The sequence below is a fragment of the Parasegetibacter sp. NRK P23 genome (assembly GCF_023721715.1).
In the GTDB taxonomy this organism is placed as follows: domain Bacteria; phylum Bacteroidota; class Bacteroidia; order Chitinophagales; family Chitinophagaceae; genus Parasegetibacter.
Genome location: NZ_JAMDLG010000023.1, coordinates 99,149 through 117,075, shown reverse-complemented (window position 1 = coordinate 117,075; position 17,927 = coordinate 99,149). Strand labels below are relative to the sequence as shown.

Annotated in this window: 12 protein-coding genes; 3 read left to right on the top strand and 9 right to left on the bottom strand. The window is 48.7% G+C overall.

Going from position 1 to position 17,927, the window contains the following annotated elements; all coding sequences use genetic code 11:
- Nucleotides 1–177 precede the first annotated feature (177 nt).
- Nucleotides 178–1,422, top strand: a complete 1,245-nt coding sequence (locus M4J38_RS19260) for a T9SS type A sorting domain-containing protein (RefSeq protein WP_251761444.1) — start codon at nt 178–180, stop codon at nt 1,420–1,422.
- A 138-nt stretch (nt 1,423–1,560) separates the two neighbouring features.
- Here the strand turns inward: M4J38_RS19260 and M4J38_RS19255 are convergent, their stop codons facing one another.
- From M4J38_RS19255 to M4J38_RS19215, 9 genes are all read right to left on the bottom strand, one after another.
- The gene (locus M4J38_RS19255; protein WP_251761443.1) at nt 1,561–2,712 is read right to left on the bottom strand and encodes a hypothetical protein; all 1,152 of its coding nucleotides are present in this window, start codon (nt 2,710–2,712) and stop codon (nt 1,561–1,563) included.
- Between the two features lie 195 nt (nt 2,713–2,907).
- Nucleotides 2,908–4,749, bottom strand: a complete 1,842-nt coding sequence (locus M4J38_RS19250; protein WP_251761442.1) for a beta-L-arabinofuranosidase domain-containing protein — start codon at nt 4,747–4,749, stop codon at nt 2,908–2,910.
- Nucleotides 4,750–4,901: 152 nt separating this feature from the next.
- Complete coding sequence (locus M4J38_RS19245; protein ID WP_251761441.1) at nt 4,902–5,375, bottom strand: helix-turn-helix domain-containing protein; 474 nt, start codon at nt 5,373–5,375, stop codon at nt 4,902–4,904.
- Nucleotides 5,375–6,562 (bottom strand): DUF4998 domain-containing protein, encoded by a 1,188-nt coding sequence (locus M4J38_RS19240; protein ID WP_251761440.1) that lies wholly within the window; start codon nt 6,560–6,562, stop codon nt 5,375–5,377. The genes M4J38_RS19245 and M4J38_RS19240 overlap by 1 nt, the downstream gene beginning before the upstream one ends.
- An 18-nt stretch (nt 6,563–6,580) precedes the next feature.
- On the bottom strand, nt 6,581–7,753 hold the full coding sequence (locus M4J38_RS19235) for a DUF5000 domain-containing lipoprotein (RefSeq protein ID WP_251761439.1): 1,173 nt from the start codon (nt 7,751–7,753) through the stop codon (nt 6,581–6,583).
- 18 nt (nt 7,754–7,771) lie between these two features.
- Nucleotides 7,772–9,661, bottom strand: a complete 1,890-nt coding sequence (locus M4J38_RS19230; protein WP_251761438.1) for a RagB/SusD family nutrient uptake outer membrane protein — start codon at nt 9,659–9,661, stop codon at nt 7,772–7,774.
- Nucleotides 9,662–9,671: 10 nt separating this feature from the next.
- Entirely contained in the window at nt 9,672–12,800 is a 3,129-nt protein-coding gene (locus tag M4J38_RS19225) for a TonB-dependent receptor (RefSeq protein WP_251761437.1), read from the bottom strand.
- A 158-nt stretch (nt 12,801–12,958) separates the two neighbouring features.
- Entirely contained in the window at nt 12,959–13,321 is a 363-nt protein-coding gene (locus M4J38_RS19220) for an L-rhamnose mutarotase (protein ID WP_251761436.1), read from the bottom strand.
- Between the two features lie 34 nt (nt 13,322–13,355).
- Entirely contained in the window at nt 13,356–14,378 is a 1,023-nt protein-coding gene (locus M4J38_RS19215) for an aldo/keto reductase (RefSeq protein ID WP_251761435.1), read from the bottom strand.
- A 354-nt stretch (nt 14,379–14,732) separates the two neighbouring features.
- Here M4J38_RS19215 and M4J38_RS19210 point away from each other — a divergent pair, with 354 nt between their 5' ends.
- Nucleotides 14,733–15,620 carry a helix-turn-helix transcriptional regulator gene (locus M4J38_RS19210; RefSeq protein WP_251761434.1) on the top strand — a complete coding sequence of 296 codons (888 nt, stop codon included), beginning with the start codon at nt 14,733–14,735 and terminating at the stop codon, nt 15,618–15,620.
- Nucleotides 15,621–15,665: 45 nt separating this feature from the next.
- A complete protein-coding gene (locus M4J38_RS19205) occupies nt 15,666–17,825 on the top strand; it encodes a family 43 glycosylhydrolase (protein ID WP_251761433.1) in 2,160 nt (719 codons plus the stop codon).
- The last annotated feature ends 102 nt before the right edge of the window (nt 17,826–17,927 follow it).

The window sequence follows — 17,927 nt, the reverse complement described above, 5'->3', positions numbered from 1 at the left end:
GTGATGATAATATTTTTTAATATAAAGTATTTAGTATTTAAAATTGTGTTTATTTGCAAGAAGTTAGAACCAGTGAATAATTAACTGCAGATGGGCTCTTCCGACTAAACAGTTACATTGTTTGACCGAGACTAATCTGATTTCAAGTTCATATTTTCTCTAAAACCTATACCTATCATGCGATTAATCTTAGCGGTCCTTGTTTTATTTGTTTTCAACAGTACGTATGGTCAAACACAGTTCTGGAGCGATACATTTGAAGATGCTGGAGCACCTTCAAGCGGAAGCAGAACTCCTTCATCCAATGTTAGCAGTGGCGGCCCTCCCGCTACAAGGTATTTTTGGCGCTGCGGAACGGCCAATATTTCTTCTATTAACACTTATTCGGGTTTTGAGGGGAGTAAGTTCTGGGCGGGGGAAGATCATCGGCTTTCTCCGATAGCACAAGCGGCCGAACAAAGTATCACCTGGAGTGGCATTGATATTTCGGGAAAAGCGAATCTTGTTTTTAAGGCATTATTTGCAGCTGGGAGTGGTACGGGTAGTAACTGGGATATTAAACCGAACAGCCCTTTTAATGATTTTGTTGGGGTTGAATACAGGATTGACGGCGGCGCCTGGCAAAACGGGATTTGTTTTATGGCATCAAGTACATCCATTTCTACACCGTTAAGTATTAACAGTAACCCGGGAACGGGTTCCGGACAAGATTCGGTTGGTGATGGTGTTGTGCTTCTTAACTCAGCTGTTTTTTCAGATTTCACTTTTAATATTTCAGGAACTGGTACAACTCTTGACCTGAGACTGAGGGCACACTCAAATGGAACATCAGAAGAATGGGCAATCGACAACATAAGGCTCTTTCACGGCACGGGCACGTTACCCGTTAAATTGTCGGACTTTAAAGGAACAGCAAAAGTTGGCGGAAATTCTCTTTCCTGGATTTCCGAAAACGAACTTGACAATGCCGGGTTTGAAATTGAACGAAGTGCAGATGGCGTACATTTTGAAAAAATTGGAATGGTTGTCGGCAATGGAACAAGTACTAGCCGGCATGAATATCATTATGTTGACCAAAATGCTTTGCCACTCACAGCCCATTACAGGTTGAAACAGTTGGATGTAAACGGCAGCTTTAGTTACTCGGCAGTAGTGGTGATCAGAAGAGCTCAGAGCGCGAATTTGCTTGCATATCCAAATCCTTTTACAAATAGGTTGTTTGTTGCAATAAAAAACGCTAACAGTAGAAACATTAAAGGTTTACAACTGATGGACGTTGCAGGAAGATTGTACCCGGTGACTGTATCAAATACCGCTAACGGATTTACGCTCAATACCGACCATCTGCAGAATGGTGTATATTTTCTGCAATGGGAAAACGATGGGGAAGTTTACAGAACGATGGTGATAAAGGGCAGGTAGTTGTGCGTGATGGTGAAGAGTAGTTGTTTCGTGACAGATGTAAGTAAGCCTCTCGTAACTCTGAATGGTGGGAAAATATAGACTCATAGCGCTCGAGTAAATTTCACAGCTAAAGGCGCAGCCAAATTTACTTCACACCTACAAACTAAGCTTATTCATATCCAATACAACTATTGACGGCGTATAGCCCCGCACTTTGAACACCTGCCTGTTGGCTGGCAGGTAATCGGCTTCGCCCCCCCGACGGGTATACACAGCGACCGCGGCACCGCCTCCTGTAGCCCCGATAAAAGGTGGCGGATACGCTTTAACAATGGCAATGTCTGTCATGGGTATATTGGCGATTTGTTGGGCGGGCACCCTTACTTCATCCAAAAAGAACGTTACACCACCGCCTCGCCATGTGGCAGCGCCTGTTGGAGTTATTTGCAAACCGGCAACCCTTCCTTGCAAGTAGTTAAACAGGTTGAAAAACCCAATCGCGCTGGGATCATCCATAATGCTGATCAACCGCTCGTTTCCTGACCGGAATAAGCCACTCACATATTCTTCATTAAACTGTTGCGCCCGGGTTGTAGCGGTACGCTTTACAACAACCGCCGGCAGCATAGTACCGCGGTCAGCAAAAAGCGCTTCCGGCGTTTCAACCGGCATATTCAGGGTAGGCCGCACCGCAACCGGCGGGTTACCAATGTAAAAAGACCGGCCTGCCACGGCCACGGGTTCATAGCTGGAATCGAGCTGAGTTCTGATGCTGATGTTCAGCGGCTGGTTGTTGTTGTCTGTTCGATGGAAAGCCAACAATGCATTGTCTTCAAACAGCCAGTTACGGATAGCAAAGGAGCCGTCCGGGTCTACCGTTACGCGCTGCTCGGCCCATTCGCCGGTTTTGACCAGCAGCATCGCTTGTATACTGCCGATGTTCTTAACGTCTTTTACCTGGCCCACCACTTCGTAGAATCGCTGCTGCAAGCCGGCCAGCAAGGTGTATTTGCCAGGAGGTAACGAATTTGGCAAAAATATTGCACCTGAAGCGCGCCCTTCAATCACCGGCCAGCGGAGGCGTGTGCGCCGCCCTTCTTCGTTTTCTATTAACAGCTCAAGTGTTGCGAGGGACTTGTTCACTAACCGGCCACCGGCATCTTTGTAATCCACGGTTACTTGTAATGAATCGCCTGGTTGAAGAATGTTTTTGTTGAATTTTATGGCTAATCTGCCCGTTGGCTGCTGGGCCTGTATGGAAGCCGACAGCAGGAGGCAAATAAGTAATAACAGAGGGGTGCTTTTCATACATATACCTTATCAATATTGAAGCCAGGCACCAATATTAAAGTAAAATATTATGCTAAAATTCGGAGAAATCTATGCCAATGCACCCGACAACCAGGCATTGGTTTGTTGTCAGAAATAGGCGGCCAAATTACGAGCAGGAAAGGCGCCGAAGCCTTAAATCTTTTACTGCGGATTCAGCTCCTTATCCAACGCTCAATAATTCCTGATGGTGGCGTAAACCCCGTAATGCTCGTCCTCTATTGCATAGAATGGTTTCAATCTATACGTTTTCCCATTATTCTTCAGGCTGAAAACATTCGTGCCCTCTTCCTTAACAAGCTGCTTCAATATATCCTCCTGTGTACCTTTCAGGATCAGTTCCGACGCATCTTCAAACGCCAACAGGATCGGACCATAAAAAATCGCCAGCACATTGCTGTCATCGGGCATTGTTCGGATGTAAAAGTCGAATTGAAATTTTATCCTCACCTGGTCGTTGTGCTTCCAGGCTCGTTTCAGCGTGATGTAAGAATTCGGCGAAACACTTGTCTCTTGTTTTTGCCCATTCACGAAAACCTCCACTTTTTTCGCCCAGGAAGGCGCGAGGAAATGGATCGGCAACGCTGTTTTCGCCCCTGTTGTTATTGTAAATTCAACCTCCTGGTCATCGGTGAAATTTCCTTTCTGCTCCAGGGTAAATTTCTTTTCGGGCCAGGAAAGCTTCGAGGGTACAAAAAGGTTCACCCATAACCCGGTATCGTTGTGGTAATATATTCCGGTATTCAAGGCGGAAAACGCTTCTATTGAACTGCCGTTGCAGCAACGGAAATCATCTTCCTTCAGGAATATTTTCTTCCTGGGCGATCCTAGCGGTAAGTGATAGACGCACCTGCCGGTTTCCCCGCTTTGCAGGGCCATCGTGGAATTGTAAAACGTATTCATGTAGGCGTCCGCGAAAGCTGGTTTGCCGGTCCAGGTAAACAGGGTTGCCGTTAGTTTCTGAGTATTGTGCGAAACACAGGATTCAGAAGTTTCCCTCGTCATCGTGCTGCTGAGGTGGCCGGGTACGCCCCAGTGTTCGGCGGAGAGAGAAGTGGGCGCGGTAACATTGGGACGCGGACCACTGCTGGACCCGTTCACATAGGCATGAGACGTCATCAGCATGTTCCAGAAATTGACCGCGGCTTTACCGTATTTTTCTTCTTTCGTAACCTCATAACGTTTTGAAAAGCCATTTACCAGTACCAGGTGCGTATTGGCATGGAGACCAGACAATATATTCCTGTTTTCAGCCAACGGTACAGCGAACCAATCCCGGTCAAATATCCTGGCGAGCGCAAGGTGGCGAGGCTCACCGGACACTTTGTACAACGCGTACAAAACCTCATTCATAGCGCCCGCTTCGTTGGAAGGATTGGCCCCTACACTGTACAAAACTTTTTCTATGGTTTCCGGCGAGAGGCGGGCCATGCGCTTTTCCACATAAGCCGCCATGTCCTGCAGCATCTGGTAAGCTTTCGTATTACCGGTACGTACATACGCGTCCAGCATGCCCTGCATAAGTTTGTGGTAAGTATAATAAGGCGCCCATACGCCTCCGAAGTTCTTTTCGAGTGTATCAAAATCCCTTTCCGGGAATGCGCTGAGGTATTTATCCGGATGCTTTTGCTGGCATTTGTACAATTCATCTACCAGGTAAGTAAGTCTTCTTTTCAGCAGCGTATCTCCATAATTTTCAACCACCGTTGCAATGGCGGAGAGGTAATGGCCCACAAAGTGCCCCCTCAGCCCGATACCTGGCGCCTCCCACCCTTCCAGCGGCTTCGCTTCCGATGGCAGTTGGGCATTGACCCGGAAATTATGCAGCAGCCTGTCCGGATCAAGTGACGTAAGGTATTTGATGTTTACCATTTCCTGTTGTTTGATCCAGGAGGGTGTAAGTGTAACGGATTTTGCAGGAAATGGCTTGAACCGCACAACTGAAGATGAGGTCGGATGCTGGCCGTGGCCCGTAAGATGGGAAACGATCACCAATACAAAAATCAATATTCTCATACCTGGAAATTCTTTAAATGAATGTGCCAATACTTCAGTTATGAAAGTATTGGCACTTCTAAATTACGGAAGCAGGGTGTAAGTTACCAATCCTCCCTACTAATGTTTCACTTACGGAACAGTAATGTACGCATTGGTTTGCTTGCCCTTCGTCACCAATAAAGGTCCGGATTACCGGGAATATTTTTGTGGTCCCTGCTGTATACCGATGGCGTTCTTCCGAACAACATGAAAAACTGTTTTCTGAAATATTTTATATCACCGAATCCCGTCATGGCGGCGGCTTCAGCTACCATCATATTTCCTTCAGCGAGCAACAGGGCCGCTTTCATAAGTCTTACCCGCCTGATGAAACCATTAAGACTGAGTCCGGTGACCTGCTTTATCTTTTTGTACAAAGTGGAGTGGCTTAGCCCTAACTCCCTGCACAACACAGCAATATTAAATGCCGGATCATCCATATACCGCTCAATCACTTCGGTACATCTTGTAAGGAACAATTCCACCCCCGCTTCAGCTCCCGCTACAGGGGTGCATGCTTCAGCGGTGCCACGCAACATAGTGAGCGCCGGGGAAAAAGTAATTTCCTCCCGGCGCTTTGTTCTCAGTAATACGTTTTGCGGCATTAATCAGCGATGTTGAACAACTTAAAGCCCTTTATCCGAAGGTTCTGCGTACCGGTCACCATGTGTGCCACCACCCCTATGGATACTGTTTTTTCAGTATCCAGTGTGAAGCCGGCTTCAATGGTTTTATTGTTGAGCGAACCATCGGTGAGTTTTGCGTAACCAATGGAAGTGGCGTAGTTGGCCGCATCGGGTAAATCATTTCCTTCGGCCGCCACCAGGTAAGTGGCGGGCAATGGGTAAGCGATGCTTTCCACCGTAAGTTGTACGCTGTACTTTCCTGCAGGTAAGGTGACCGTTTGGAATATTTTCCCGTTGTTAATGGCCGGGGTTCCCCAATATTCAAAGGCCATGGTGCCGTATCCGGGATAATTATCGAATCCGCCATGTCCTGAAATATTTTTCGCGGCGGCATTGGTGGTCCAGTCGGCCAGTGTGCCGAACCTTCCGTTGGCCATGGAAGCGGCGCTGAAGGGGAATCCCGCGTTCTTCAGGTACATAGAGGTTACTTCCGCCGTTACGCCTTTAAAATCGGCCGCGGTATAGAAGGTATCCAATGCGAGGGAATCCGGTCTGAACGCGGTTCTGAAGGAGAACCTGGTACCCGCTTTAAAGTCGGGCAACTGGGTAATGTCCTCGTTGGGCAACACGCGCATGGTTACCTGGGCACCGCTCGCTTTTTCAAAGTTCAGTTCCGTGAACAACGCGTCCTGGTCGGCCCTGTACCATTGCACTTCGGCATAGCCTGTTTTCATTACCGTGCTTCTCACGAGACGGTTTAGCAGTGTTTGTTGGTAGGTTTCGCCATACACCGTACCACTTTTCTGTACAATCACGGAGCGGTTGTTATCGGCATCGAAGGTGATTATTTCAAAGTTGTAATTCCCTTCTGGAAGGTTGTTGAGCATCAGCTTCACGGTATCTACGCCTGAGGTTCGTTTGATGGTGGTTACCGCGGAATCGGTCCTGTTGTTCCAGTACACTTTCGCGCTCACCACTTTGGGATCCGCGGCGTGTATCCATTGCAGCATCACACGGTTCTTTCCGGGAAACAACTTTACCGAATCTGCTTTCCCGGTGTACAGTATCTCTTTGCCATCGGTAAAATCTTCCCTGTACGCGTCCATTTTGGTGCAGGCCGCGAGCGCCGTAGCCACTACCAGGAAAGTATATAGTATCTTTTTCATTTCGTGCTACTTTAAAGGTTATTTGTCGTTGCCGAAGAATGTCATTTCGGAAATATGGGCCGCCTGTCCTCCCTTACCGATCCAGGTATCCAATACGCGGATGCGGATGTAGCGTACCATTGGCGCCGACAGCGGTACATTGAACTCCTCCCCTCTTGCCGCGGCGGCAACATCTTCTGTAGAGTTCATGCCGGTAGGTTGGCCGGATGGTTTCACGGAGGTACAGGTCGTGAGTTTCACCCAATTGTTCCAGCTTCCGTCGGATGGCGGCGCCACTGAACCCCACACCTCATAATTTTTTGGATTGCCGTGGTTGTAAATCCATACCCCCTGCCGCTGCCAGACCGTAAAGCGACTGAGCTTCGCCGTTACACCAAGGTCGAAAGTGATGTGCATGGGCATGGGCGCATCGGCAGAGTGCCACATGTTGCCTTCGGCGCTGATTACCCCGTTCCACAAATTGGGAATAGGTAATCCCCATCCATCGGGCACATCACCAGGCAAAATCACGGTGCGGAATTTCGATTTATCCAGTTCTCTTTCAAAAATCGGCGTAAGGGAAGCGAAACTGGTATCGGTGCGGTTGTCCCACCTGTCGCGGATGTACACGGCGAATTCAGTGGGTTCAGAGGCGAAGCCCCTGGAGGTGAAGTTGCCTTCTTTCAGTTTTGAATAGAATGTTTCGTACAAACTGAATGCCCCGGTAGAATCTTTGTAACATACCACAATGGCAAGATCGGCTTCCGTGGGGTTTGAAAAGCGGATGTTCAGGCCCCCGAAATCTTCCTGCAAATGGAGCGATTTAAACACATCATAAATGGGTGGAGCATCGGCTTTCACGGGGATCTCCACCGGCTCCGATTTGTTTTCTGCCCTGTTCACCGCATACAGTTTCAGCGCATAGGTCGCGGTATCTGCAAACCCTTCCACGGTAAGTGTATTGGTATAATAGGAAGCTTTTTTATTCACTTCCTTACCATACTTGTCCGTATAACTGGCCAGCACGTAAAGCAGGTCTTTGTTGGAAGGAAGCGAATAGGTCAGTTTCACCGCTCCGGGCAAACTTTCGTAAGAAACGTTGAAGACCTTATCCGGCTTACCAGAACCGGATTCTATGGGCAGCCGCTCATCTTTGGTACAGGCCGTAGCCAGCACGATGGCGAGTAGGTTCACTAAAAATATCTTTTTCATATTTCAGCATTTTGAAGATTACCAGCCCGGGTTTTGAACCAGGTTGGGGTTAACGATCAGGTTGTATTCACGGATGGGCCAGAAATAATCTCTTGGTGCGGTGAAACGCTGGTTGAACAACAGTTTCTTCCTGTAGTACGCCGTCGCGTCTTCCTGTTCAATATCCCATCCGTATACTTGCGCGTTCAAAACCTCAGCGGCTTTTTTCCACCTGCGGAGGTCCCAGAACCTGGATCCTTCGAAAGCCAGTTCCACGGTTCTTTCCTGCTGAATAATGGCGCGCAGCCCTTCTTTGGTGGTGTATTTGGTGGGATTGGAAGAATACTGCGTCCATGATTCCTCCACGGTTTTTAGTCCGGCGCGTTTGCGAACTTCATTGATGTAGAAATAGGCTTCAGCAGTTGGTCCCGCTGATTCATTCAGTGCTTCGGCATACATCAGGTACAGGTCCGAGAGCCGGATAATTGGCCAGGCGTAACGCTCTATGGCGATGCCCTGTCCGGATTGTATCACGAATTTCCAGTTGGCGAGTTTCTTGGGGAAATAACCGGTAATGGAGTAACCGAATGCCGCTTTCCTGGATTGTGATTGTCCCGACCTGGCCTGCACTTTCCAGGTACCGTTTTGCATGTACCATAACCCGCCATCGAAGCCGATGTTCGCGTAGAAGCGCGGTTCCCTGTTGAAGTGGAGCCCAACGGTGGTGTACCCTTCCTGTACATGGTTCTTTTCGGCGCTTACCGCTGTTCTGAGTGAATAACGATCGGCGAAGTTCCAGGTTTTATCTTCGTTGATGGGTACGCCTTTGTCGCTGTAGAACGTTTCCGCCATCCGCATGGTGGGGGCGATTTGTCCGTACGTTTGTTCGTTACCGGGATAAGCCGGGTTCAGTCTTGGGATAGCCTGTTGCTGAATATCCGTTCCGGGTGCTATGGTATAACCCCAGATCACTTCGGAGTTCCATCTTTCTGAGAAAGCGTTGCGTATGCTCATTTCCCTGCGGATGGTATCATTCACATTCACCAGGTTGGTATCAAACTCGTACAACTTGATTTCCGCCTGTGCGCAGGCGTCGATCGCGGCTTTACATGCTTCAGCCGCCTTTGTCCATTTGGAGGCGTCGTAAGTGCCGTTCACCAGGGGATCGCCGGCTTTGTTCTTCAGGGAACTGAAATCGTTGTTACCATTGAACAGCGGACTGGCCGCGGCCAGCAGGATGCGCGCTTTGATGGCCAGCGCGATGGGTTTGGAAATACGACCGAGTTCAGACGTTTTGTTGGTGATCACCAGTGGCAGATCAGCGGCGGCTGTATCCATCAGTGCGGCGGCGTATTGGAACACGGAATCCACCGGCGCTCTTTCCACGCGCACCTCTTCGGTAGTGGCGTCGATCGCGAGATTGGTACGGATCAATGGTACCGGACCATACATTCTCAGCAGGTAGAAATGATAGTATGCTTTCAGGAACTTCACCTCGGCGATCCACCGGGCTTTCATGGAAGGATCAAGGTCCACTACTTTGTCCACGTTATCCAGGAAGATATTACAATCGCGGATGGCCCTGAACAGTGGTTTACCGTACACAAGTCCATCCCAGTAATTGAATTTGGGGTACACTTTCCCCTGGTTGCCGCGTGCCATATCCTGCGGTTCGAAAGGCAACCGGCTCAACGTAGTGATGGGCCAGTAGGTCCACATTTCGTCTCCGCCCAGGAGCGCGGGGTTTTCGTAAACATTGTTTTCCTGCGGCAGGAAAGAATAGCAGGTAAAGAGATATTTCTCCGCTTCGTTCCGGTTCGCGAAAGCGTTGTCGATCGTTGCAATATTGTCCGGAACGATATCCAGGTATCCTTTGCACGAACTGAAACAAGCCGATAGGAATAGTATAGCTATGATCGTTCTTTTCATGACTTTGTTTTTAGAATCCGAGTAATACGCCTATGTTAAACACTTTCTGAATGGGATATCCGAGGCCATTGCCACCCATTTCAATATCCCAGAGTTTGAAGGCGCTGAAATTAAGCAGGTTCGTGCCACTCACGTAAAAGCGCGCGGTGTTGAGGTAAGCCCTGGAAGCGATTTTCTTCGGCAGGGAATAGCCCAGTTCCACATTCTTCAGGCGAAGGAAAGCACCGTTGCGCATGAACCAGGTGTTCCACTGCGCGTTGTTGCTGACCACGTTGGTACTGAGCCTGGGCCAAAGCGCATACAGGTCGTTGTTATCTTCCGACCAGTGGTCATCGGCATAAGCTTTCAGCAATGCCTGCTGGTTGTAAAAAGGTGAGGTAGCTGTAGGATCGATCCAGAAAGAGGACCTTGCCGATCCCTGGAAGAACATGGACACATCGAAGCTCTTGTATCCGGTAGAAAAACCGAAACCGTAGATAATTTCAGGTACCGTGGGGTAACCGATGGGAACGATGTCCAGGTCGGTGATCTCGCCGTCGCCATTCACGTCCCTGTATTTGAGATCACCCGCCATGTATTCGCCGTAGTTTTGTCGTGGCGCGTTGGCCACTTCATGTTCGTCCACGAACAGGCGTTCCGCGACAAAACCATAGATCTGGTTAATGGATCTTCCGATACGGTATTTGTAGGGCTCGTTGTACGCGGGTTCTTCGTATTTGGTGAATTTACTTTTCGCGAAGGTGAAGTTGCCGTTTGCCTGGAGCCACACGCCAGAGGCGAAGTTCCTGTTATAGGTAGCCTGTACTTCCACCCCATTGGATCGGGCTTCGCCTAGGTTGGCGCTGATGCCTGCGGAAAGTCCCATGGTGGCTGGAATAAAAGCACGGTTCATCAGGATGTTATCCCTGTTCTGTACAAAGTAGCTGATGTCAACATTGAAATTATTGAAAAGCCCCATTTCCATCCCAAGCGTGAGCGATTTGGCGCGTTCCCAGGTAATGTCTTCGTTGTTGTACCTGTTTACGGTAATACCGTTTCTGTAATAGCCGAAGTTCTCGCCGAAAGTAGCGCCCACCGCGGCATCATTCATGTTTACTTCCGAGAGGTAAAAGAACCTGTCTGAAGCGCTGCCGATCGCGTCGTTCCCCACCAATCCATAAGTAGCTTTGAATTTCAACCTGGAGATGGTGTTCAGCAATGGTTCCCAGAACTTTTCGTTGGAGATGAAATACCCCACACCCGCCGCGGGGAAGAAACCATACCGTTCCGTTTTATAGAAACGCTCCGATCCGTTGTAGCCGAAGTTAAACTCCGCGAGGTAACGGTTATCGTACCCATAGGTGAAACGGCCGGATACCCCCTGGTTACGGTAGGGCAAAGACTGTTGCAGTGTACCCTGGTTCGCGAACAACTGGTGGCGCTTCATGTACACGAGCAGCCCGGAAACATCGTGGTTGCCAAACTTTGTATTGTAGTTCAGCGCGGATTCAAGATAAGCGGTGGTATTGATTTCTTTCGGTCCTTCAGAATAATTGAGGTATTCCGTAGCACTGTTTTCGTTCAGCAATTTGAGCGTATACAAATCCTTCTGCCTGTCGTAATAGGAAACGGAATAGAAGAATGGGTTGTACGCGCGGCTTACATCGAAATAGGAATACCTTGAAGTATTGAACAACGCTCTTGCGGACAGTCCTTTTATAACGAAGCCGAGGTCCTGTTTCAGTTCAGCCTGGGCGTTCATGGTAGAACGCGCGTAATCCTTGTACCCGCGAACCAGATCGGCATAAGGATTGATCAGCAGGGAACCGTCGGCGTTACCGAACAACGGATGGTTTACCCGGGGCATGATTTCCGATGGGAAATAAGCCGGGAACAACACCGGGTTGGAACGCATAATTTTACTGTACACGCCGGCTCCGCCATCTATCGGGCCACGGTAATCATCGAAAGTGCCCGTAAGCCTTACGATCACCTCGGTGGTCTTCGTCATGTTGATGTTCACGTTCGACCGGAGCTGGTAGGTTTTCAACTTGATGTTGTTGTTGAAATTGTTCATCTTCTCCACTTTCAGGATACCGTTGTCCTGGTTGAAGGATCCGGCTATATAATACCGGGCCACTTTTCCTCCGCCGCTGGCGTTGAAGTTAAGGCGCTGGTTATTGGTCTGCCGTTTGATGAGTTGAGCCATCCAGTCGTTGGCGGGGTATACATAAGGATCGGTTCCGGCGATGGTATTGTCGATCTTATTCTGAGAATATGGCAATACACCCAGGCGATTCCGGGTAAGCACCGCTTCATTTTCGAGTTGCATATAGGTTACCGGATCGGCGAGTTCCACGTCTTTCGTATTGGAAGAAGTGGAGTTTTCGAAACGGATGGATACGCGTGCGGGTCCTTCTTTACCAGACTTGGTGGTAACGAGTATCACGCCATTGGCGCCCCGTGCACCATATAATGCGGTGGCGGTGGCGTCGCGCATGATGGAGAAGCTGGCGATATCATCGGGCTGCATCCTTGCCAGGTCGGTTGGAGTTACTTCTACCCCATCCATCATGATCAGCGGATCTTTTTTATAGCCGAATGTAGTAACGCCGCGTATGAAGAAGGAAGCGTTGTCCTGCCCTGGTTCACCTGTGCGTTGGTAAGCGATTACACCGGCCAGCCTGCCGGCCAACGCGGTGGTCAGGTTACTCGACGGCACTTTCAGGTCGCTTGGATCAATCGTGGTAATGGCGCTCACCATACTTGATTTTTTCTGTCTGCCGAAAGCGACCACGGCCACATCTTCCATTTCATTGCCGAGCGCAACCATCTGAATAATGGCGGGTTTGCCTTTTTCCAGCACCTGCACTTTGTTGAGGTAACCTACACGGGAGAATTCGAGCGTGACACGATCTCCTGATACATCGAGTTCAAAATTGCCGTTGTCATCTGAACTTCCACCCTGCAGGCTCCCTTTGATGACAATGGTTACATGGGGCAATTTCTCACCCGACGCACTGTCGGTTACCACACCGCTGAATTTAGCGGGTGATTGCGCCCTGATAGCCTGACAAAAAAGAAGAAACATGCAGAAAAGAATGGGAATGGCTTTCCCAATGGGGACGAAGTGGCCCCAACGGTGTTTCAATCGAAGCATACGTTAGACTTTGGTTTTACGCGCCCGGATAGGCTCCGCTGCGCTGGTTTTAAATATGGGTCTATTCCTACAATCCGCTGAGGGTTAACGGGTATCAGCAGATCAATTGAAATGCGTTACTGAGATAACGGCTTCGTGTAGCCGACAAAATAAGTTTCTTAACCTACAACTTCTTCGAGTGCCGGTTCCAACGCGTAAATCCTGTTCATGACAAGCCATTTCTCTCCTTCTTTGGCCCAGGGCAAAGGGCGCTGGAAACGCGACATCAAACGCTCCCACTCCATCACTTTAGGATTCGCGGCATCCATTAAAGCTTTCTTTTCAAAACAAAAATCATCCACTGTTTCCATGATCATGAACAACCGGTTGCCGATGCAATATATTTCCATCTGAAGTACCCCGGCATCCCTGATACTCTGTTGTATTTCGGGCCAGGCATTTTCAGCTTTGTGCCATTCACGATAAGACTCAATAAGCTCCTTATCTTCTTTAAGATCAAGCGCCAGGCAATATCTTTTCATGTACATTCTTTTTGTTGAACGCCTTGCTTATCCTTCAGAAGACGGGTATAAAGTCGATCAGTTTATGTTCCTTCAATGCCTGCCAGAAACTTTCGGGAAGTCGGTTTTCAACAAGTCCCACATTTCCGGGCACACGCGAAGGGTCAGTAGTATTCAGTGCAATGCTCACAACACCGGGAACCCCAACCGCAAATTGCACGCATGCCGCCGCGGGCTTTACATTGAATTCATCGCATAACTCAAAGAAACGGCGCCGCCAGGTCAGCAATTCAAGATCACCGGACTGAACACCGCCCACCAACCTGTAATCGTAATACGCGCCGCCCACCAGGAAGCCGGAATGAAAAACAGCGGAATTAATTACACGAATTCCTTTGCTATAAGCCGCGGCGATAAAATCCAGCAGCTCGGCAGGATGACTTTTTACCGTCATGCTGTTCGCGATCATGATCCAGTCCAGGTCAACATATTCAGCGATGCGCCTGATCACGCGCCAGTCTTTCGCGCCTACACCAATCATGCTCACCTTTCCTTTGTCTTTCAGGTCACGCAAGGCCTGGTAAGCGTTCAGTATATCATCAAACCGCGCATGGGCATGAACATCGTTCGCAGCCCCCGCCAGGTATTCGTCGGGATCGTGCACGGAAACCATTTGCGGAATGTAGCCCTTCAACAATTCATTTCCCTGTTCAAAACACTCCAGTATGCCGTTATAGCTGATGCGCTGTACCGCGTCGTGCTGAAGGTCTTTCCATACCCCGGGCTCAAAGGTGGGCTCCGCTGTTTTCAAAGCAGTCCTGTACCAGCCAAGCTTATTGCTGACCACCACTTTCGCGGGATCGGCCTGCATGGCGGCAAAACAATCGCCCAGTACTTCCAGCGCAAGTCCCGCACCATACTTTCCCGCGGAGTCGAAAATGGTTTTCCCACTGGTACATTCGATACTCGCGCCTACAATAGCCTGTTTCGTTTCAAATGGAAGCGCTGTAAATAAATTACCCAATCCGCTTGTTCCGAAACATATCCCTGGCCATTCCGCAGCTAAAAACGCGCTCATTTATTACTACTTTAAAAAAACAATGTGACCCAAACTATCACCACCGCAAAACTACCCGGCACAAAAAATAAATTACTATCCGATTAAAAGATCCAAAGAACTGTGGATCCTGGGTGAGGAGCCATACAGCAACCGGCAATCGTACAAACTGTGCTTTACAAATGGTTATACATTCCCGCTATCTGAACAATACAATATTCAAATTCAGGTATCCGTTTCCGGTAGAACCAATGCAATGCATTTAGCATTATCAACTTTACAAAAATATTCACCCTTCACATTCTATATTTATCCTAAAAAGACTTTCCTTTATACAAAAGAGACTTTTACCCCTTTTTTCAAACGCTTGCATCTATGAACAAAAGAGTATTGAAACACAGCTTCTCCCTGCTGCATGTGGACCATGTAAAGCTGAGCGAGAAGTGGAACTATCCCAACGTACTCAGTCCTTATTACCGGATTTATTACATTGATGATGGAGAAGGTTATATACAGGACGGGAAAAAGAAAATCGTGCTGGAGCCCGGGCATCTTTATATTATTCCCAGTTTCACCTTGTGTAACCTGCGCTGCGAATCGTTTTTAAGCCAGTACTTCATTCACTTCTTTGAAGAGTTCGCGGAAACCACCTCCCTGTTCGAGCAGAACAGGAAAGTATTTAAAATTCCCGCGAGAGATGTTGACGTACAAAACATCCGGCAATTGCTGAAAAGCAATCCGGGCAGGGGCATTAACCGATCCGATAACCCAAGGGCCTACGAAAAAAAAGACTATTACACACACTATGAGGAACTCAATGAAAAAGTAAGCGACGCGGTTTACCTCGAAAGTCAGGGCATCCTGCTGCAACTGATTTCGAGGTTCATGCATTCAAATGAATTCGCGGCCAGCAATGTTGCTTCCTCGCCCTCCAAAATACTGGAGGCCATCAGTTATATTCATGTTAACCTGAAAGAAAACCTTACGGTGCACACCATCGCAAAGGAAGTAAACCTTCACCACGACTACTTCTCCAGGTTGTTCTTACAATTCACGGGAGAAAGGCCGCTCAATTATATTCACAACAAAAGAATACAACGCGCGCAATACCTGATAGCCACCACCGATCTTTCTTATAATAGTATCGCAGAAGAAACCGGATTTGAAAATACTCCTTACTTTTGCAGAATCTTCAAAAAGATTACAAAGGTTACACCCGGTGAATACAAGAAGCTCAACAACGTGAGCCTTACAAGCCGTTAATACTTTTACATTCTAATGTTTTCAACCATAAAACAACACAGTACAATGAGACGACGCCTCATTCCATTTTTTTTGTCTGCTACCTTGCTCACCACATTTTCCGCGCTGGCGCAAACTTCAAAAAAGAAGCAGTCGGCCAATGACAAGAAATACCAGGCTTACCTTTTCACTTATTTTAAAGGCAACGCGAAAAGAGATGAAGCCATTTGCTTTGCACTGAGCAAAGACGGGTATACCTATCATGCGCTGAACAACAATATGCCCCTGATCCGGTCGGAAGAAATCAGCAAAACCGGTGGTGTACGCGATCCCCATATTTTACGGGGCGCCGACGGCAAAACTTTCTACATGGTGGTAACCGATATGGTGAGCGCCAACGGCTGGAGCTCGAACCGGGGAATGGTATTGCTGAGATCGAACGACCTCATCAACTGGACCTCGAAAGCGATAGACATTCAACAAACCTATCCCGGCCAGGAAGACCTGGAGCGGGTTTGGGCACCACAAACCATTTATGATGCACAGGCAAAAAAATATATGGTGTACTGGTCGATGAAGTACAAAGGTGGAACAGATAAAATTTACTATGCCTATGCGAACAAAGACTTCACTGGCTTTGAAGAAGCGCCAAAGGAATTGTTCGTGAGCCCCGGTAACAAGTCCTGCATAGATGCCGACATCATTGAAAAAGACGGCGTGTTTCACCTCTTTTATAAAACTGAAGGAGATGGCAACGGCATTAAAAAGGCGGTATCCAAAAAATTAACGGGCGGCTATGTACAACAGGACCGCTACCTGCAACAAACCAAAGAGGCCGTGGAAGGATCAGGCATCTTCAAACTGAACGATGGCAGCGGGTACATCATGATGTACGATATGTACACCAGCGGTAAATACCAGTTCACGCATACCAGCGACCTTGAAAATTTCAAGGTGGTGGACCAGAACATCTCCATGGATTTCCACCCCAGACATGGCACGGTGATGCCGATCACGGAAAAGGAGGCCCAGGCCCTCACGGCAAAATGGTACTCCCCGCTGGCATTGCTGAAGTCGGCCAGTTCCCCTTCTATCAAGCCCATCAATACAGTAATTGATACCGCGGCTAAAACCGTTCAGTTTACCGCGATGCCCAATGCCGACAAACGCAACATCTCGCTGAAGTTCGCGCCACTGCCCGGTACTTCCGTTCAGCCCGCCACGCTGAATTTCACCACGGCAAAAACACCGGTCACCGTTACCACCGGCGGTAAAAAAACAACCTACCAGGCTTCACTGAAATTTTCCCATAACCCGGTGCTCCGCGGATTTTATGCCGACCCCGAAGTACTTTATTCAGAAAAAACAGGCCGGTATTATATTTACCCGACCAGTGACGGCTTCGACGGATGGTCCGGCACCTACTTCAAAGTATTTTCTTCCCCCGACCTGGTGAACTGGACAGACAGCGGTAAGATCATCCAGTTGGGAAGCGATGTGCAGTGGGCCAACAGGAACGCATGGGCGCCCTGCATTGTAGAGAAAAAGATCAACGGCGTTTACAAATACTTTTACTATTTCACCGCCGCGCAGAAAATTGGCGTGGCCGTAGCCGACAATCCTACAGGTCCGTTCAAAGACCTTGGTACGCCCCTCATCGCCGGGCATCCGGAAGGCATTAGTGGCGGTCAGGAGATAGACCCCGATGTATTTACAGACCCCGTTTCCGGGAAGAGCTACCTGTACTGGGGCAATGGCTACATGGCCGGCGCGGAACTCAACGATGACATGACCAGCATTAACAAAAGCACCCTTCGCATTATGACGCCTACCAACGATTTCAGGGAAGGCGCCTATGTATTTTACAGGAAGGGTAAGTACTATTTCCTGTGGTCACAAAACGATACCAGGGACGCCGACTACCAGGTGCGCTACGGCACCTCCGATTCCCCGCTGGGGAAAATCAGCTTTTCCAAAGACAACCTGATCCTGATCCAGGACAAAGAGAAGGGCATATTTGGCACGGGACACAATTCGGTGCTGCAAATCCCTGGTAAAGATGAGTGGTACATCGTTTACCACAGGTTCAATTACCCCAACGGCATCCATATGGGTGGCGCGGCAGGTTTTAACCGGGAAGTATGCATCGATAAAATGCTGTTCAATGAAGACGGCAGCATTCAAAAGGTGGTACCTACACATGAAGGTGTGCAGCCTTTGCGTTGAAAGTCCAAAAGATGAGCAGCGCTCCGGAAGATGCAGTGAGTGACACAACGGAAGCTGAAAAGTGTTCATCCGCTGATCTGCCCAGCCTTTGATGAAACAATA

Coding starts and splice junctions, on each gene's coding strand:
- M4J38_RS19210 (WP_251761434.1), top strand. CDS start 14,733: ATGAACAAAAGAGTATTGAAACACAGCTTCTCCCTGCTGCATGTGGAC.
- M4J38_RS19260 (WP_251761444.1), top strand. CDS start 178: ATGCGATTAATCTTAGCGGTCCTTGTTTTATTTGTTTTCAACAGTACG.
- M4J38_RS19250 (WP_251761442.1), bottom strand. CDS start 4,749: ATGAGAATATTGATTTTTGTATTGGTGATCGTTTCCCATCTTACGGGC.
- M4J38_RS19225 (WP_251761437.1), bottom strand. CDS start 12,800: ATGCTTCGATTGAAACACCGTTGGGGCCACTTCGTCCCCATTGGGAAA.
- M4J38_RS19255 (WP_251761443.1), bottom strand. CDS start 2,712: ATGAAAAGCACCCCTCTGTTATTACTTATTTGCCTCCTGCTGTCGGCT.
- M4J38_RS19245 (WP_251761441.1), bottom strand. CDS start 5,375: ATGCCGCAAAACGTATTACTGAGAACAAAGCGCCGGGAGGAAATTACT.
- M4J38_RS19235 (WP_251761439.1), bottom strand. CDS start 7,753: ATGAAAAAGATATTTTTAGTGAACCTACTCGCCATCGTGCTGGCTACG.
- M4J38_RS19220 (WP_251761436.1), bottom strand. CDS start 13,321: ATGAAAAGATATTGCCTGGCGCTTGATCTTAAAGAAGATAAGGAGCTT.
- M4J38_RS19230 (WP_251761438.1), bottom strand. CDS start 9,661: ATGAAAAGAACGATCATAGCTATACTATTCCTATCGGCTTGTTTCAGT.
- M4J38_RS19205 (WP_251761433.1), top strand. CDS start 15,666: ATGAGACGACGCCTCATTCCATTTTTTTTGTCTGCTACCTTGCTCACC.
- M4J38_RS19240 (WP_251761440.1), bottom strand. CDS start 6,562: ATGAAAAAGATACTATATACTTTCCTGGTAGTGGCTACGGCGCTCGCG.
- M4J38_RS19215 (WP_251761435.1), bottom strand. CDS start 14,378: ATGAGCGCGTTTTTAGCTGCGGAATGGCCAGGGATATGTTTCGGAACA.